Genomic DNA, 18,073 nt, shown 5'->3' with positions numbered 1-18,073 from the left:
AAGACACCTTCCAAACCCATCCGTCGTTCGAAGCCCACTCCAAAAATCAACGAAGATAGCAAAATTACTTTTTCTTGAAGAAACCAGAGACGACCTGTTTAAGGTCCATAGTAAAGACGTCTTGCTTTTTGTTTTGAGCAACAAGCAAAGAGATTTCACGGCGTGGAGGCATGAATGTGGCGTCCATGGCCATGGCTTTTTCAAAGTTTTTCTTAGCCGCTAAGATATCACCCTTCACCTTGCTATAAAGCCCCATCACAAATGGGAAAAGAGCATCATAGCGTTCATCGGGGGGAACCTGCAAAAGTTCCAATTCAACTTCTTTTAGCACCACCATTTTTTGCGATGGGTTGACCGCGCCTAATTTAGCCCAAGCATTAAGCAAATGCAGCTGTTGGGTTTGCGGATTAAGCTTAGCAACTTGTGCTAGCTGTTCTAACGCTTTGGGGAACTGATTAAACTGCAAAGACTTCTTTGCTTCTTCCATCAAAGAGATGGCTTTCAGCTTTCCTTCGGCTTCATTTTTCTGACTTGCTTGGCGGTATTGGTCAATTTTATTTATATCCATCGAGGAAGCCACAGCGTCTTCGGCTGATTTTTTGATCTTAGACCATAGGGTATACAACTCAGATTTTTTATCCGTGGGCTCATCCCCTAAAAGGGATATAAACTCTTCTAAAGAATTTTGAATAGAGCTACCATCCCCGGCCATTTCTAAGCGAGAGATGATTTCATAGCTATTCTTTCCTTCCATATCAGCCCACATTTTCTTAAGAACCTTCAGTTGTTCTTGTGGGTTCGTGAAGGCCGCCCGTTGCGCAAAAACAATCATCCCTTTTGTCAGCAAGAAATGAATCGCTTTATAAACGGCGATTTCGCTATAGCCTTTGACATCTAAAAGCTGGGTCAACGTCACTTGGTTTGAAAGCTTCACGGTCAAACCCTCTAGGGATTTAATCAAAGACATATTCAAAGCCGGATGATCATCGCGCCAGTTCGGACTTTTCACGATGACGTTTCCACTCCACATCACATACAGAGACTTCAACCAATTGATAGAAATTTTTGAAGCGATCCAGTCATGCAAGTAGTTCGACAAAGAATCGGTGTCGATATTAGGACTGCTCATCTCAACTTCGGCCCCGGCAAAATTCACGCGAATTTTTTCATCCACGATCGTGCGCACTAGGCGGATGTTCATCTGTTCCATCAGGATCAAATCAAAAGCATGCGGGCTTAATTGGTTATTCTGAATCAAATAATTACCAATCTTACGATTGTTCTTATCACGCAAAGCCGTTTGCACTTCTTCAGGAACGGCATAACCACTTTGGATTAACATTTCACCTAGGAACGTGGTTTTATCATCTACGTCGGCCCCCACGATATTACCGTTACAGAACGTGATACCGGAAACCGCACCGTCAGTGCCATAGATATTCAAATAACCACTGCTATTCGTTTCTGCCAACAAGGAATATAAAAATGGCAGATCATACCCACTGATTTCCTCGATGGACTCGATCACTTTTCTTTTTTGGCGATTATTCACCTTAGGATTGGCGAACATCTGATATAAAAGTTTACGCGATCCCAATTCTTCTTTTTTAGCTTCGTCTTTTTTGACAAGCTTAAGAATTTGCTCCATCTCGAAAGGTTTTTTTAAGAAAGCAACAGCCTTGGTCGTGCGTGTGGCCTCTTGAATAAAATCTTTGTCGGTATAAATACCGCTCATTAATACGACTTTAAATGGAATCTTAGGATAGTTCGTACGAACTTGCTGGATAAAATCCAAGCCGGTCATTTGCGGCAATAAACAGTCACAGAAAAAGAAATCGATATTAGGGTGTGCCGTCAAAACGGCATTCGCCTCGTCCGGTCGCCCGGCCAAGAAGACGCTATAGCCCGCACGAGCCAAAACTTCTTTCAAAGCTATGCCGACGGTTTCGTCATCTTCTAAAATAAGGATCTTTGTTTTCGTGCGTTCCACGAGGGTCTTGTCGGTTTTTACTCAGAGATTTTAAAGGAAAAGCGGAGCCCCCTAGACTCCGCCTTACAAGAACTAGACCTTGAACCAGCTCTGGATCGCCTATTTCTTAATGAACTTAAAATACTTGGACTCAATAACGTCCATTTCCATGTCATTGCCTTCGTCGTCTTTAACGCCCGCGGGAGGCGTTACGGAAGAATCCGTAAACTCTGTCCCATAACGAAACAGCACGTTTTTTTCAGAGCCAGCATCGTCATTATAGTAAGGCACATAGAAAGACTCTACTTTGGCTCCTGACGGCAAGAAACCTTCAACCATGTTGATTTGGTCAATGATCACTTTAGGGCAGTTACTGAAAGATATCTTCGCACCGCTTGCTGATCCCATCCATTTGATCCATTCACGAATTCCGCAAGAGTTGATGCTTTTTAATCCGCTCAACTCTACTTCGATAGCGGGATTCCCCGTGATGACAAATTGAGAAAAATCCACGTCTTCGTCGATAGTTCCGGCCATCTGAACTTTCAATTTGTCAGAAGCTTTTTCCATTTTTACATCAAGCTTACCCATACTCACTCCTCTGCCCTTAGGATCGAACGATGTCGATCTTGATTCCGAATATATTCTCTAAATCTAAATCTGCGATTCTCTTTTTACTACAAAAAATGTGACGTCATCGACCAAGGGAGCGCCTTGACGGTGCCCCTGGAATGTCGTCACAAATTGGTCCACAACTTCACCCGGCGTTTGGAAACCTTTATGCGTCGCCACCAGTGCTTTCAAAAACTCTCTCTCGCCCCAAGCTTCTTGATTTTGGTTTTGGATATCTGGAATACCGTCCGTGTAAAAGAAAACCGCATCGCCTTCTTCCAGCTGAACACTGGTTTGTTTGTAGACGGAATCCCTGGCCTGTCCTAGACGAGGGTTGTTAACCTCGTTCAATGGTATCAGATCTTTCTTCTTTAGGTTGTCCGTTTTTTTAATAAGAAATGGAGCCTCATGAGAGGCATTACAATAGACCAATTCTCCGGTATCTAAATCGAAGGATGCCAAAAAGAAGGTCATCATAATGCGTCCCTTTGATACATCGTAAATAGATGTATTTAAGAGTTCCAATGCTTTGGACGGAGAAATATTTAATTTCTCAATAATTGTTGATGCCGATTTAGCTGCACTGGTGATCAGTGCGGCGGGCGCTCCATGTCCCGTAGCATCCCCTATCCATAAAAAGATTTTGTTTTCAACTTTACAGTAATGCCACCAGTCGCCACCACACTCTGACGCTGGCTCATAGTATCCCGCGATCGCCAAAGGACCGATCTTGGCGCGTGTCTCTGGGAAAAGGGTTTCTTGCACGGTTTTCGCAGTTTGAAGTTCCGATTCCATACGCGCTTTTTCCGCGGTTTGCTCTAACAGACGCGAAACCTCGGCCGCCATGATATTAAAATTATCTGCCAAGCTTCCAACTTCGTCGTTCGATTTAACATCCACGCGAATATTGAAATCTCCTTCGGATACTTTTTTGGTCGCATCAAATAAGCTTGTTAAAGCTTGCGTGATACCGCTGGAAGCAAAAAGACTTAAGATCACCGTCACCGAAATCAAGATGCCAAAAAAGATCAAAGATTTACGAATCAAGACTTGAACCGCACCCAACGCTTTTTCTTTTTCAACCGTGGTCACGACACTTAAATCACCAAAGCCCGCGCGGGAATAAGAAACTAGCAAATCAACACCCGACGTGCTGCGTGCCGCCTCCGCTCCTTGAGCCACTTGTTGAGCGCCGTTACGCAAGAAAGCCGGATTTACGATTTGTTGTAAACGCGAGCCCACGGTTCCTTCGGGTCCGAAAAGAATAAGTCCCTCTTCGGAAACCAAATACATTTTTTGTGACATGCTGGTGCGAAACATCTCGGCGGCTTCACTCATACGCGCGATAACCATAAATACTGTCGTGCGCTTGGTTGCTTCGTCACTGACTTTTTCAAAAATGAAGACTCGGTCATCGTTGTAAGGAACTTTGACGACCCGACGCAAACGATCGACTTCCGTGAAGTACGTCGGAAGGTTGTTGCGCAAAGATGTTATGATCCCGGCGGTTTTCCCCGGAACTTTTTCTAGCAATGCGTTTTTTTGATAAACGCCTTGAGCGTCGGGAGTGAAAACCACCAAGGCCTCTAGATCCGGCTCGTTCATGAAAATGGAATCCGAAACTCCAGAAAACTTTTGTGTTGTTAAATAATCTTGGAAGATCGGCCGAGTGGTTCCAAGAACGGCATTAAGCTGTGTCTTAATTTGAGCCGCCATCGTGCCTGACATGTTACTGGAAGAGTCAAAAACGTAAGCAATTTTATCATCTTCAAAGATTCTTAACGCCAACACTAAGTATATCGATAATGTAATTAATGGAAGCAAAGTAAGTAGCGCCAGAATTTTATATCTTATTGATATGCCACGTTTTTTCATGAAACCAGTATGCCTTTTTGACCCACTTCCGGAAAGAAATTATGCATGACTTAGGCTTAGGTCTGTAAAACCTTTGGGCTTTTCAGCCGATACACGTCTTGAGTTGAGGAGTACCATGTCACGTTTCGGCCATACTGAGAGAACTATATTTGTCGTAGCACTGCTTATGCTAGTGGCATTTTCGTATTTCTTATACGACGACTCACTTCTATTTTCGCGCGGATCCAACAACCAAATGACTTTGATTGGGGATGTGGCCCTTTCGCAAAACGATGTTCGCCGTAAAAACCTTGATACTTTTAGCTGGTTGCCCGCACAAAAAAAAGATCAGATCTTTGAAAACGATTCCATCTATACCGGTGAACGCTCTGAAGCCATCATCCACCTTGCCGGTGGCGGACAAATTCGCGTTCAACCAAATTCTTTAATCACGTTGAATATGAAGAACGGTCAGATGATGTTAGATCTTCGCTACGGGAACCTGGTCGGAGATCTAGGCTCTGGCAAGTCTATCACCATCAAATCTGGTGGCGAAGAGTTTAAACTTGAAGGCCAAAAAGGCAACTCGAGCATTCAGTTAAAAAAAGCACATAGCGGCACTGTTGATTTAAAACTGATAAATGGCGGCGTGAAATACAGCAACTCTAAAAAGTCTTTGAATTTAAATAAAGAAACTCCCGTCGCCGTGACACCTAAAGGCGACGTTAAGCCTTTAGAAAAACCAGTTCTAAATTTAGAGTCTGCAGACAATATTCATTGGACGCGAGTAAATCCGGATGATCCTCTGCCATTTAAATGGAACAGTAAAGGTGCCGTTTCACGTTTTGAATTTGAACTGGCTCCAAGCGAAGATTTTTCAAGCATTGCAACTTCACAAAACACCACTCAGGGCGGAGTCCAAGTTCGCGACCCACTGGCTGACGGCCAATATTTCTGGCGTGTCAAAGCCTTAGATAAAGACGGTCAAGTCAGTGCAGTTTCTAAACCTCGCAAAATGTTTTTAACTAATTTAGGGGCTCCACAAATCATAACTCCGGTGGAAGCGGCGGTATTTAACCTGGAAGTACCAACAACCTCTGCAACCCAAACTCCAAAATCTTCAGCGCAGATTCATTGGAGCTCTCCAGAACAGTTAAAAACTTTTGCATGGCAATTGGCCCTGGATGCTTCGTTTTCCACTTTAGTTTATGAAGGTCAAACTGGAGACACCAATGCTGTAAGCCCCGCTCTAGCGACGGGAACTTATTGGGTGCGTGTGCGCGGATTGACCGCCGACATGAAAAGCTCCGTGTGGTCAGCGCCCGTTTCATTTGGTATGAACGTGGTGGCAAAGAAAATCGAAAGACCCGCCGCTCCGATTCTAGTTACCAAAGATGTTGAATTTAAAATTCCGTCTGGAAAAGACCGCAACCCGGCGTCTCCTTCTTCACCGAAGCTTGCTTGGAAGCCTGTCTCTAAGTCTTTTGGATATAAAGTTGAAATCTCGCGCGATCCCTCCTTCCGCGGTGCTAAACAGATGAACGTCGATCAGACCAATGCGTTGTGGTCGCAATACCGCCCAGGGAAATTCTATTACCGTGTTTTTGCCAAAGGCGAACAAGGCGTACTTTCTGATTCTAGTGAAGTAGGAACTATTGATATCCCGATGGTAGGCTTAGTTCTGAACCCCCTTCGCAACGTCAGCTCTGTCGGCAGCGAGCAAGGTCCTAAACAAGCACCGATCAGTTGGAATCAAATTCCGGATGCAAAATCCTACGTGGTGCAAGTCGACACCAAACAAGATTTCTCGTCAGCAAACAAAGTTGAAATCGCTAGCAATGAGGGCAGTATCGTTTTACCGGCTCCGGGTCGTTACAACGTGCGCGTGCAAGCTCGCGATGAGGACAACAATCCTATTTCTGATTTTTCTAACATCCAACAAATTCTTTACTCAAACCGTCCCGCCTTAGTGCCGCCGAAACTGATTGAACCGTTTAACAACGCTTCGATCTTTTTACAAACCGCGGCCGAACCATTTATCTGGTTAGAGTGGAAAAAGGTTCCCGGAGCTTCTGCTTATCGTGTTGAAGTCTCATCAAATCCCGAATTCACAAGCCTGGTGTTAAGCAAGGTCGTTGATTCGAATCGCTATCTGGTGAAAGATCGCATGCCGCTAGGAAAACTATACTGGCGTGTGCGCGCCGAAACCAAAGAAGATCTAGAGATTTCTGACTGGGCGAAACAGAATGAGTTCACCCTTTATCACCAGAAAAATGAGACCTTCGTGAAATGAAGATCCAGTACTCACTCTTTGACACCTTACTAGAACCCATCTTTGTTCTGAATGCAGAACTTAAAGTGGTTTATTGTAATGAGCCGGCGGCATTGATCGCGGGCCACACAATTCGTAAGATCACTCGAGGAATGAAGTTTCCCGAACTTTTTAGCTTTAGCGACGATATTCCGGGAATGAAAGACATTCTTAATGTCTGCGACGCGACTCCGTATAAGGAAGTGACCTTCACCACCCCGCAAGGCGGATCTGGAAAAGTTCAAGTCACCATGCAGCCTATCTTTGATTCTATGGGTGATAAAAATTGGATTGTCTTTGTCCGTGACGTGACCTTGGAGGAGCGCTTACAAAGCAAATATCGCGCAGAGCTTGAACAAAAAGAAGACGTCATCAAAGCCCTTGAAGACGCCAAAGCTCAATTAGAAAATTACAGTAAAAACTTAGAACAAATGGTGGCCGAGCGCACTTACGAATTGTCGCGTTTAAATCAAACGATGTCGGCATTACTAGATAGCCTTGGCCAAGGATTCTTTATTTTTGGCGCCGACGGAAAAATCCTGGATGTCACTTCCAAAGCCTGCGAAGTCACCATCGAGTCCCGTCCTCAAGGGCAGTTTATCTGGGACACCTTGAAATTATCTGCCGACAAAGTCGATGGCTTTAAAAAATGGATGCAAACTCTTTTCATGGAAATGCTTCCATTTGAAGATCTCTCGCCACTAGGGCCCCCGTCTTATCCGCACTCTTTAGGCCGCAACATCGCCCTTGAGTATCATCCTTTAAGAAGTGCCGAAGGCACAATGGAAGGTGTCGTCGTGGTCGCGTCGGACATTACTTCCTTAGTTGAAGCCCAACGCCAAGCGGAAACGGAAAAACAACATGCCAAGCTGATCATCAATATGATCAAAGGCAAACGTGAAATCCGACGCTTTATTCAAGAAGCCCAAAATATGCTGGCCGAAATTCGCGAAGAAGTTACGAACGACAATGAAACGGTGGACCGCGAAAATCTTTTCCGTCATTTGCACACCATCAAAGGCGGCGCAGCGCTGTTCTCAGTCAAAAAAGTCGCCGAAAGAGCCCACGAAGCCGAAAACATTCTGTCCGAGTTAAACCGTCACTGGTCACACCCGGCCTACATCGCTTTACGTGGTAAATGTTTTGAGATCGAAGAGGCTTTCAATCAATTCTTAGCGGAAACCAAAGAAATCTTAGGTTCGTCCGCGATGAATGATGAACGCCAAATTGAGGTCGCGATTACGAAGCTCAACCACATCGCTCGTCGCGTGGGGACGTTGCCTGGTGGCGGCCCTGTGGCCCAAGATTTAATTTTAGAACTTGTGATGGAGTCCGTTTCAAGTTTCATTGAGCCTTATAACGACGTGATCATGGGACTTTCCGCCAAGCTTTCTAAAAATGTCGCGCCCCTTGAAATCAAAAATGGTTCGTTGATGGTGGTTCCAGAAATTTACAACACTCTTTTTGGAACCTTGGTTCATGCCTTTCGCAATGCGATTGACCACGGTATTGAAACACCGGAATGGCGCCAATCAAATGGAAAATCAGCAGAAGGTCATATCACCGCCGACGTTGCTATTGTCTGCAACGAAGCCTTGCCTTATTTACTGATCAAAATCCAAGATGACGGACAAGGTATCAACCCCGAAAAAGTACGTGCCAAATTGACCAGCCAAGGTAAAGACGTCAGCAAAGAATCTGATCAAGACGTGATTCAGCATATCTTTGACAGTCAGTTTTCAACCCGCAACGAAGTCACCGACATATCGGGTCGTGGCGTCGGAATGGATGCCATCAAAAATGCCGCAGAGAATTTAGCCGGAAAAGTCTGGGTGGAATCACAGATAGGACAAGGAACTTGCATCCATATCCAAGTTCCCTACCTGACAGAGTTTGATCACTCGCTTGAAACGTCGACCAAACCTTCAAAATCGAAAACCAAAAAAGCGGCTTAAGCCTTATTGTGTTTCGCGTACGCTGCTTTTAATTTATCTTCGAAAATTTTCGCTGAAAAAGGTTTCACGATATATTGCGAAACACCAGCCAGGACCGCTTCGGTTACCTGATCGCGCTCGGACTCTGAGGTCAAAAGAACAAACGGTAAAGTTTTGAAATTATCAGTGGCGCGTACGTGCTTTAAAAGATCTAAGCCCTTCATCTTTGGCATATTCCAATCAGAAATAACTAATTGAATGGATTGTTCTCCATTATGCAGCTTTTCAAGAGTCTTTAAACCCTCTTCCCCGTCCGCGGCTTCCTGAAAATTCTTATACCCCATCCCGCGCAAAGTATTTTTCACTAAGTCGCGAATAGAAGGCATATCATCGATAACTAAAATGCGGGTCTCCACAGGAAACATGCTCACTCCTCTAACTAAGTATTCATCATAGAAAATTAGGGGATAATCTCCAAGAATCTTTAACAGCCTGGACTAAAGAGCGGGCGCCAGCCACAAGAAATGAGCGCGCGGACCGTATTGAGGAGACGGCGACATTTCAGTCGCGATCTCTTCCGGACTTAAATCGACAGTATTTACCTGAGAAAAAGTCCACACCGGTGTTTGGGGGCTGCGCGCTTGAATGCGATCCGGAAGACCGCCACCATATTGAACATGGAATTCCCCGACAACAATCACCAAAACTTGTTCTGGATGTTGTGTGATAAACTCAGCCGCTCTCCATGCCATGGTGTCATCCCAAATGGATTGCGCGGCAAAATATCTTTCGCCCGCCTCCGGATTTGGCAAATGAGGCATCATCGCCAAGAACCGCTGACGATAACTCTCTCGGCCTAAAGCAAATCCCGGCGGCAACAAGGCCTGTTCTTCAGATGTTAATGAAGACAAACCCATTTTGGCCACCTTGCTCGTCAAAGAGCGTGGGGCATTTAAAGCCCACGTTTGCGAGCCTTCGCTTAACAATGGGAACTGAACTTGATCTTTATAAAACTCAAAAGAAGGATTTCCCCATTTAATTTGCGAAAGAAAGTCTGTTTCGGAAAGCTGTCCTTGGCGGTACTGATCGACAAAAACCTGATCCGTGAATGTAAAAAATTCCATTCCCACCGACACTTTTAAACCTTGGGCCCTTAAAGCCGTCATAATGGCTATCTGCTGATTTTGGTGAGTTTTAAGACCGTGGTTTTCCCCCACCACCACCACCGAACCCGGCGTGACTTGGGAAAGAGCTTGCTCCAAAGAGGTGGACCGGAGTGTGTTTCCGTCGAAAATGCCCTGAATCTGAGCAGAAGAACCGGCATGGGCGCAGGCAGAAAGTAAAATGGAGACCAAAAAGAGGCGGAAAGGATTCATGATTTTCTCGCTATTTGTGTTTGCTGTTTCCTTTTTCTTTTGATACCTTGAGCCCCTTTGAAAAGGTATTGTCATTTTTTCCATTTTACGCATGGCAATATAGCTATTCATTAAGGACGCAAACGCCTATTAACAATGGGCTGAATATTTTAAGTAAAAGACCTAGAAAAAGTAGAGGCACCAAATGGCAAAAAAGTCCGGTCGTATCATCATCACTTTGGAGTGCACTGAAGCACGCGCTGAAGGCAAACCTGTTTCTCGTTACACTACAACGAAAAACAAAACAAAAACTCCAGGCCGTCTTGAGAAAAAGAAGTACAATCCAAACTTGAAACGTCACACTGTACACAGAGAAACTAAGTAATTTGTGATTCTCACGGATCAGCAGATTCTTAAACACATGGAAGATGGTTCTATTAAAGTAGAACCCTTCCAACGCAACTGCCTAGGTACGAACTCTTATGATGTTCACTTAGGCTCTACACTTGCGGTGTATGAAGATAAAGTGCTGGACGCTCGTGCACATAATAAGATCAAAACTTTTGAGATTCCTGCTGAAGGTTTTGTTCTTATGCCTGACACACTCTATTTAGGAGTGACTCAAGAATATACCGAAACTCATAAACATGTCCCATTTTTGGAAGGCAAGTCTTCCGTGGGCCGTCTGGGTATCGATATTCACGCCACCGCCGGTAAAGGCGACGTGGGATTCTGCAATTATTGGACTCTGGAGATTTCCGTAAAACAGCCTGTGCGTGTTTATACTGGAATGCCAATTGGTCAGTTGATATACTTTGAAGTCAAGGGTGACATCCTGACAGCTTATAATGTGAAGCCGTCAGCGAAGTATAATGACAAAAAACCAATTCCAGTAGAGTCAATGATGTGGAAAAACTCGTTCTAAGATCTCTTAAAATAATTCTGGTTCTTCCTTTAATCCTGACTGCTTGCTCTGGCTCTAATGGCCTTGAAGAAGTCTATGGTATTGATTCTAACACCCAGATCGTGGGCTCATTTTCTCAATATGATAATGCAAAAATAACGGCCTCTGGCCCCGCCGCCCGAGTGCGCTTTACGGCGACGGTACCGCAAGCTTCGAGTCGCGCTTTTAACTTGAAGGCCAGCCTTGATCAGACCATCAATAACAGCGCGGTTTCGGTGATTTTCCATTCAGACGACGCTACTGTTCCCAACACCCGAGGGATCGTGGTGAAGTTCTCTCGTAATGGCGCCAGCGTCGATGTCACAATCAGCGTGAATGGCACCAGTCGCACGGTCTCTAGCTCTAAATTGGCCTTTTATTATCCAGCCAGCCTCGATTTGATTTTAGATGTGCACAACGTGAACAACCAGGCTCGCGTTCTGATTTGGCGCCGGGATGTGGTGGGTTACACGGCTGCAAACGCCGATGTCGATACCTCCCGCAGTGGGGACCTTTCGTCATCTTTGACCGGGCTTTCTGGCGCTGGAGGTTTTGTAGGGTTAGAAATCCTCAATGCGACGGTGTCCGCCGCATCGGTTACGGCTCAGAAGTCTTTAGATTAAAATCCATTTTTACGGGCTTGTTGTTTTTTGCCGCTTTGTTCACTTCATCAGCGATATAGCCAAGAATTTCTGAAAGCTGCGAACGTCCCGCCCAGATATCCCACTTCTCGGGCTTCCCTTTCCAGTTGAAAAGGAACTTCATTTTCTCTCCCAACGTTGTCGGCGGATGGCCGTAACGCAGGATGAATCCAAAGACGTCGATCAAGTCTGACTCTTTGATCGTGCCGTTTTTAATTTGGTCTGCCGCTAGCTCTAACATCACCCCTTTAAATGCCGGGAAAGCCTTCATAGCCTCTTCCGTTGAGATGTAATTGTCTTTGCTAGTATCAAAGCGCGCATACAACATTTCAATGTATTGAATCACATGCGGCGCCAACATGATATCATTTAACGAAGCCACACCTTTGCCATCCGGAATGTATCCTGCAGACTTAAAGATATTCTCGATATATTGCGGCCACATGCCTTCAGGTAACGTTGTATAAAACTTAGTATGCTCAGGCATCGAAGAAGCGGCTTTTGAAAGGTGACGACGATAGCTCGCCGCCGCGCACTTCACCGACACTTTTTCTGAATTGCGCACATTCGAACGACCATTAAAGCAGTCTTGAAAAAGATAACTTTTCATTTTCGTGTTGATCGCAAGCCCTGACCAAATCATACCGACAAGGTCCACCCCTTCAGCAAAAGACAACAAGTTGTTACCGTCAGAGTGAGGTACAAAGATATTCGCTTCACGGAATCGCGAAGAAGCAAATGTCATGTTCTTATCGTCGATCAGACCCATTTGTACAAGGACCGAACGCAAAGACTTAAACGCATTTTGAGTTTCGTCCAAGGTCACACCGCTGTAGGACGACAGACGTTGTGTACTGGTGATAAAGGCACGAATCGCGATACGGGTGACCGTGCGATTCATATTTAAGCGAGTTAAACTTTTCGCCGTGTAATAATGGACCTCGCGATTTGAAATATTCAATCGTCCTTCGGAGTCCACAGTCATTGGCACCGGACTGCTGACCGCCAATAACAATTCACCCGTACCGATTTTTAAGGCTTTCGACGACGAAGAACTGCCCTTAGCGTTTTCCAAAAGCTGAATCATACGACTGCTACGGAAACCTTCACTAGACTTTAAGTTTTCAGTCTGCTTGGCAATCCATGCTTGTGTATCAAGCCAAATTTGAAGCTCTTGACGAGCTACTTCCACCGCTGACGCATTCAAGACATTCGGTTTTGCCCCCTGAAGACGACGTTCTGGTGTCACTAAAACGCGATTCAAAACGACGTCCAAAAGACGATCGATGATCTCGGAGCTAAAGCTTGAAGGTAAAATATCCAGCTTCACCAGATGAATCGCAATCTTGTTCAACTCGGTTTTAGAGAAGTAACCTTGTTTTTTCTGATCAATCAGTTCCTTCACCAAATTCAAAGTCTGATTGGAAGTATTCGATAAGGCTAAAAGAGTCCCCAATCGATCCGCAGGTTTGTCCTTAATAAAGTAGTCGTAATACAGATACTCGCCATAAATACGGCTGGCTAAGCTTGCTAGCGCCGGCCAGTGTTCTTTGTGCAAGATTGTGTCGTTAGTCCCAAAGATCATGTTTTTCGTGTCTAAGATCAGCGGAACGTATTTTTTTATGGCGGTCGCAAGACCTTCTTCGCCTTTAGCCGGCGGATAAAGTTTTTCAACTTCTTCCAACAAGCTGATAAGATCTTTTAGATCATAAGAAGTTTCAAAAAGCACTGCCGCATCTTTAGAGGCCGACTGCAGAGCCGCTTTTGCTTCAGCAAAAAATTCTTGCGCTTCCTCATCGCTGTATAAGGATGGATCCCATTCACCCGCATAGACATTATAATATGGCAAGAAGCGTTCGGTGACCGACTTAACACGAACAACTTTGCTGCGCGCTTTTTCAAAATCTTGCGTGGTAAAATCTGTCAGGTTTCCGCCAAACAGAAGCTGTTTAATACGCATTGATTCCAATAAAAGCTTATCGGAAATTTTAAAGCTGGGCCAAACATCGCCTAAGGTCTTTAAGAAATCGCCAAGCTCTTCGCTTGTGACTTTACCTTCCGGTTTTTCAGCCACGAAATCCTGAAACATTGACAAAAGATCATCTGCCGAAGAGGCGATGTATGAAAGGCGATACGCCATCCCGGTTTCCGGAACCGATTTTAAGAAATAATAATAGCGCAAATATTGAACATAACCGCGCGATCCCAAAAGTAAAAAACGCGCCCATTCACTAGGCACGATCGAATTTTCTTCGCCGCCCGCCAAGGCTTTTTTCACTTTTTGAATGATCGGCATATAGCGGGAAATTTGCTCTGGAAACTCCCAGGATTCACCAAAAAAAGCACTCAATTCATTGGTCAATACCACAAAATCAGAAAGCAAATAACTTTGCCCATTTTTTTCAATCAATGCCGCCAATGAACGAGCCGCATTTTGAATTTCGATATTGGCTTGTTCAAAGTATTTAAGATTATCCTGCATCTTCGCCGAATCACTGGCAGACCAGTTAAAGACAAAAACTTTCATGTAAGGATTCACACGCACAGAGATGTCGCTGAAGTTATCAAATAACACTAGCAACTTATCAATTTCTTCGCGGGTTAAGTAGTCCCCACTGCCGCCGACAAAAAGCTGCTTGAGCTTCATAAACTCCGTTTGCAACTGCGGAGTGATGGTTTCACCAGATAAAAAGTTTTTTTCTAAGAATGTCGCTAACTCTTGAGACGTGTAACGATCCGAAGAACGGCCGCGCACATAGCGCTTAAATTTTTCAACGGCCGAGCCTGCACAATCCCAGCTGGCTTCGATATCACGAGTGGTCGCTTCGCCTTTAACAAAGGCCGTAACCACCGGCTTAACCGCCGACAGACACTGAGCACCACCGAATTCTTGATTTGTTGGCGGGGGAGGCGCCTCCCCCACTTTAGAATCACAAGCGGTCAATCCCCATGTTAATGCCAAAAGACCTGCCACGAATGAAATTTTAGAAAACATAAGTCAGGCCTCCGTAAACACGGTCATTTGCGCGATACTGGTTGATAAATCTAGCTGACGTCGAATCTTCGTCTTGGACTCCCAAGACGTCACCGCCCACGATCATGGCCCATCTCTGAGACGGGTAATACAGGAACTCGGTGTTTAAAATCGAACCTTTTTGGTCGTAGTCGTAAAGATATTTAAAGCGCGTGACAAACGGACGGCGCCAAAAACTTGCCAACTGTCCTTCCACGCGAAAGCTTAAAGAGTTTGTAAACTTCAAGCGTTGATCAAAAAGTGTAAAGTCATCTGGTCCCCCATCGGCCAAGATGTCAGTGATGCCGCCGCCGTCCACTTTCAAATAATCCACTTGGAAAGCCAAAGTTTTATCAAAGATATTATCTAGCGAAAACTCTAAGGCCGTAGAGTACGCCTGCAAAGCCTCAAGTCTTTGAATAGACCAGTCCGTGTCAGGACGTTTTTCTTGCGGGCGGTCGGTCAAGTAGGAAACCGAAGCCTTCAAGTTAGAAAACGAATAACCCAGATCGGCTGAATAGATATGGTGATAGGTCACATCCGGGGACACCGTCACATCGACATTGTCTTGAGAAATGTCCTTAAAGTTTTGACGCTTTAAAATCAGCTCATTGACGGGCATGTACCCGTAACTTGCCACCGCCCAAGGACCGCCGCCTTTATTTCCCAGACGAGTCATCAAACCACCGCCTGGATTTTGCACCAACTTGGTCGTCTCTGGAATATCCAAAGAGTACTGGATGGTGTTAATACGATTGTTAAAATCGTAATCGCGCGAAGGGGCACGATACCAACGGCTGTTAGAAACTAATCCCCCGCCTTCTTCACGAATGTCGGGACCCATGTTCGGAATAAAAATCGGCGTAACAAAAATCAAGAACTCAAAATTCGGGCGATCATAATCCATGAAGAGTCCCGCCAGACCTTGATCTTCCGGACGTAAGGCATCAATCGCAAACGTGGGCTGCCACATGCCCAAGTCCCAACGACGATCCATCTCACTCCAGTCCTTTTTCTTGCGACCCAAGTAAGCTTTTAGATCCGTGTTTCCGGGCGAAGCAATATAGGCTTCATGAACAACATAGTGAGATTGCCCCCGGGCAAAAAAAGTTCCGCCCGAAACATCCGCCGCCAAATCAATCCAAGATGTCTCCTTCAACCCCGAAAGGCGAGCGGAAAGAAATTGGCTGTACGTCAACTGCGGTTGCTCTGGAATGGGCGTGAAGTATTGCATGGTTTCCATGCGGATTTGACCGAAGACTTGAGCCGGTCGAGAAAGCTCGGGCATTTCCATGGTGGATGCCGCCGACGCCGAGGCCGCGCCAGACATGGAAGGACGAAGATCCTTCAAGTTTGCGCGTTGGTTTGCTGCGAATGTCGTTACGGAATGTCCTAAAAGGACGGCCGCAATTAAGGATCTAATCCCCACGTTTGCCTCTGGATCTAAGTCCAGCAGGTAGAGAACAAGAGAAGCCATCTCGAGTCAACATTGCATTGCGTCAATGTGTCTCAAATCAAATATAAGGGCCAATGAAGTAAAAAAACGTCGATATTTCTGAACATTTTACGTGGGAAAAATGAGGGGTCCAAAGGGTGTTTTTAGAGCAACTGCTCAATCAACCAACGCGGATTGTCAATGGGCACATCATGTCCCGCTTCTGCATTCATGCGAGTTTCCAGTCCCCAGGCTTTTGCCAACTGCAAAGTACACTCCGGAGCCACAAAACGATCCCCATAACTTCCTATCAAAGTGATATCTCCGGGGGCTTTGCGCGGAAACCGATAACGAGAGGCCGCAAGCAGCTGCCGAATCACATTTTGCACATGAACCGGGTGCTTTTCAGAAAACTCTATAAGGGCTGGCAGCTCTTTTTGGCGCTGAACAGGATCATTGGTGATCATGCTTAAAATCCCCGTTTCCCACTCTGCCGCGGTTTTAGCAGCAAGGATTGGCAAACCTGTAAGAAGGTTTTTGGGTTGCAGGCGTTGATAAAAACGCGAATGTCGAGCCGAACTTGTGCAGACCAAATAAGCTTTTTCGATTTCGTGCGGATAACGATGCATCCATTCCACTGTGATCATCGCGCCCATCGACAACGCTAAGACATTGAAGGGCTTCTTTTCTTGAACAAAAGCAGATCTCGCACGCAAATCCTGAACATAATCGCGAATGTTCAGCGGACTTTTTTCTTTATTGCGCAAACCATTTCCGGGCAAGTCCAAGCATTCTATTTGCGCGTGCGGAAACTTTTTTTGAAACAGGGGCAAGAACGATCCCCAATGCCCCTGCCCCCGGGCCAAACCTCGCAGCAACAACCAATTTTCATTCTTAGACGTCGGCATACCACAATTCCTTTGCCTTGCTTTCCCATTGCAATTGCAATTGCTGATCCTGCGTCACCCAGGAATCTTTAGACGCCACGGCGCGAATTAAAAACTCCATCAAAGTATTATGTCGGCGCAAAATACGACGCAGGCGATGCAGCTTCATCGGGTTAAATGGCCCATCTGCTAAAAAGATTTGCCATGGATTTTTCTTCACCCACATCCAAGAGCCCATCTCTAAGCACAAAGGCATATAAAGCCCGGGATAATTTTTAGCACGATGTTGATCGTAAAGATAATCCCACAAATCCCCATGAGTTGTGTAACTTTGCGCCTGCGGTTCAAAGTTATAAAAGTGATAAGGATAAGTTTTATCTAAAAGTTCTTTTAAACGAAAGGCCGAGGGCAAATCCGGAAAGGGCTGGACCGTTTTCGCATACGGAAACCAGATACGATCCAAAAAACCAAAACCCGAATGCACGTCCAAAGTCACCGCCAAGCGACTTTGCGAAATTTCTTTTTCGACGGCGTCGACCAAGGCCTGTGACTCCACTTCCATCGGCTGACCTTCGTAGCCACGAAACCAAGGAAAGTGCGGACCACGACGATGTCCTCCGACCCAACGAGCGGCATTATCAGCCTCCACCGGTGCATTTCGCATCAGGTCTACCCCCCGGGGGTTGGCCCGCGTTTTTTTAAATATTCCAATGGGGTTGACCGTCGGAATAAAAAATACGCGGACTTTTTTTAGAGTCTCTTGAATGCTTTCATCCCACATCGCAAGTTGCCCCAGCGAGTGCAATAGCGACACACAAACTTGCGCGCCGATACGCTCCAACCCATGCACTCCCCCGGTAAATCCTAAGACCGGGGCCGAGGGATCTTCACTGCCAAAAGTAATCTTGTAGATCGGCATCTTCACCTCGCCTTTTTGGGAGTGCGCTAAAATTTCAAAGCGCGCTCTCGATCCAAGAGTAGGAATCATGCTTTCAATTTGCTCGATCTCTGGCAGTTTTTTCATAAGCTCTATTGTTGTGGAAAGAAGCCCCGCCTCCAATGGATAACGCTTGCTGGCATGCTTAGGACGTTGCCCTGGTTTTTGGGAGGGTTTAGTCT

General features: G+C 45.6%; 14 protein-coding genes. 5 read left to right on the top strand and 9 right to left on the bottom strand.

Translation table 11 applies throughout. The features are described from left to right. Nucleotides 1-64: 64 nt before the first annotated feature. The 3 genes from AZI86_RS15515 to AZI86_RS15505 form a co-directional block, all read right to left on the bottom strand. Nucleotides 65-1,990, bottom strand: coding sequence for a response regulator (locus AZI86_RS15515; protein ID WP_061836197.1), 1,926 nt, complete (start codon nucleotides 1,988-1,990; stop codon nucleotides 65-67). Nucleotides 1,991-2,089: 99 nt separating this feature from the next. Next, nucleotides 2,090-2,560, bottom strand: coding sequence for a hypothetical protein (locus tag AZI86_RS15510; RefSeq protein WP_061836196.1), 471 nt, complete (start codon nucleotides 2,558-2,560; stop codon nucleotides 2,090-2,092). Nucleotides 2,561-2,623: 63 nt separating this feature from the next. Continuing rightward, entirely contained in the window at nucleotides 2,624-4,456 is a 1,833-nt protein-coding gene (locus AZI86_RS15505) for a SpoIIE family protein phosphatase (protein WP_061836195.1), read from the bottom strand. A gap of 115 nt (nucleotides 4,457-4,571) precedes the next feature. On the opposite strand from AZI86_RS15505, the gene AZI86_RS15500 reads away from it, so the two are divergent. Both AZI86_RS15500 and AZI86_RS15495 read left to right on the top strand, forming a co-directional pair. Next, nucleotides 4,572-6,728, top strand: a complete 2,157-nt coding sequence (locus AZI86_RS15500; RefSeq protein WP_061836194.1) for a hypothetical protein — start codon at nucleotides 4,572-4,574, stop codon at nucleotides 6,726-6,728. After that, nucleotides 6,725-8,701, top strand: coding sequence for an ATP-binding protein (locus AZI86_RS15495; protein WP_061836193.1), 1,977 nt, complete (start codon nucleotides 6,725-6,727; stop codon nucleotides 8,699-8,701). The genes AZI86_RS15500 and AZI86_RS15495 overlap by 4 nt, the downstream gene beginning before the upstream one ends. Here AZI86_RS15495 and AZI86_RS15490 read toward each other — a convergent pair. Then, nucleotides 8,698-9,105 (bottom strand): response regulator, encoded by a 408-nt coding sequence (locus AZI86_RS15490; protein ID WP_061836192.1) that lies wholly within the window; start codon nucleotides 9,103-9,105, stop codon nucleotides 8,698-8,700. The genes AZI86_RS15495 and AZI86_RS15490 overlap by 4 nt on opposite strands. 72 nt (nucleotides 9,106-9,177) lie before the next feature. Next, entirely contained in the window at nucleotides 9,178-10,056 is an 879-nt protein-coding gene (locus AZI86_RS15485) for a ChaN family lipoprotein (protein ID WP_253715979.1), read from the bottom strand. Between the two features lie 184 nt (nucleotides 10,057-10,240). On the opposite strand from AZI86_RS15485, the gene rpmG reads away from it, so the two are divergent. From rpmG to AZI86_RS15470, 3 genes are read left to right on the top strand one after another with little or no spacing between them, the layout of a single operon-like run. Beyond that, nucleotides 10,241-10,420, top strand: a complete 180-nt coding sequence (gene rpmG / locus AZI86_RS15480) for a 50S ribosomal protein L33 (RefSeq protein WP_061836191.1) — start codon at nucleotides 10,241-10,243, stop codon at nucleotides 10,418-10,420. A gap of 3 nt (nucleotides 10,421-10,423) precedes the next feature. Next, entirely contained in the window at nucleotides 10,424-10,960 is a 537-nt protein-coding gene (gene dcd, locus AZI86_RS15475; RefSeq protein WP_061836190.1) for a dCTP deaminase, read from the top strand. Further along, on the top strand, nucleotides 10,942-11,601 hold the full coding sequence (locus tag AZI86_RS15470; protein ID WP_061836189.1) for a hypothetical protein: 660 nt from the start codon (nucleotides 10,942-10,944) through the stop codon (nucleotides 11,599-11,601). The genes dcd and AZI86_RS15470 overlap by 19 nt, the downstream gene beginning before the upstream one ends. Here the strand turns inward: AZI86_RS15470 and AZI86_RS15465 are convergent. The 4 genes from AZI86_RS15465 to AZI86_RS15450 form a co-directional block, all read right to left on the bottom strand. Beyond that, nucleotides 11,576-14,614 (bottom strand): hypothetical protein, encoded by a 3,039-nt coding sequence (locus AZI86_RS15465; RefSeq protein ID WP_061836188.1) that lies wholly within the window; start codon nucleotides 14,612-14,614, stop codon nucleotides 11,576-11,578. The two genes, AZI86_RS15470 and AZI86_RS15465, sit on opposite strands and share 26 nt — an antisense overlap. Beyond that, the gene (locus AZI86_RS15460; RefSeq protein WP_216635921.1) at nucleotides 14,604-16,109 is read right to left on the bottom strand and encodes a transposase; all 1,506 of its coding nucleotides are present in this window, start codon (nucleotides 16,107-16,109) and stop codon (nucleotides 14,604-14,606) included. Before AZI86_RS15460 ends, AZI86_RS15465 begins: the two co-directional genes overlap by 11 nt. Nucleotides 16,110-16,231: 122 nt before the next feature. Then, complete coding sequence (locus AZI86_RS15455; protein ID WP_061836187.1) at nucleotides 16,232-16,975, bottom strand: alpha/beta fold hydrolase; 744 nt, start codon at nucleotides 16,973-16,975, stop codon at nucleotides 16,232-16,234. Further along, nucleotides 16,962-17,978: a M14 family zinc carboxypeptidase gene (locus tag AZI86_RS15450; protein ID WP_061836186.1), complete on the bottom strand. Its 1,017-nt coding sequence runs from the start codon at nucleotides 17,976-17,978 to the stop codon at nucleotides 16,962-16,964. Before AZI86_RS15450 ends, AZI86_RS15455 begins: the two co-directional genes overlap by 14 nt. Nucleotides 17,979-18,073: the final 95 nt, after the last annotated feature.

Origin of the sequence: Bdellovibrio bacteriovorus (assembly GCF_001592735.1) — a bacterium.
Classification (GTDB): domain Bacteria; phylum Bdellovibrionota; class Bdellovibrionia; order Bdellovibrionales; family Bdellovibrionaceae; genus Bdellovibrio; species Bdellovibrio bacteriovorus_D.
This window is presented reverse-complemented; position numbering and strand designations above follow the sequence as displayed.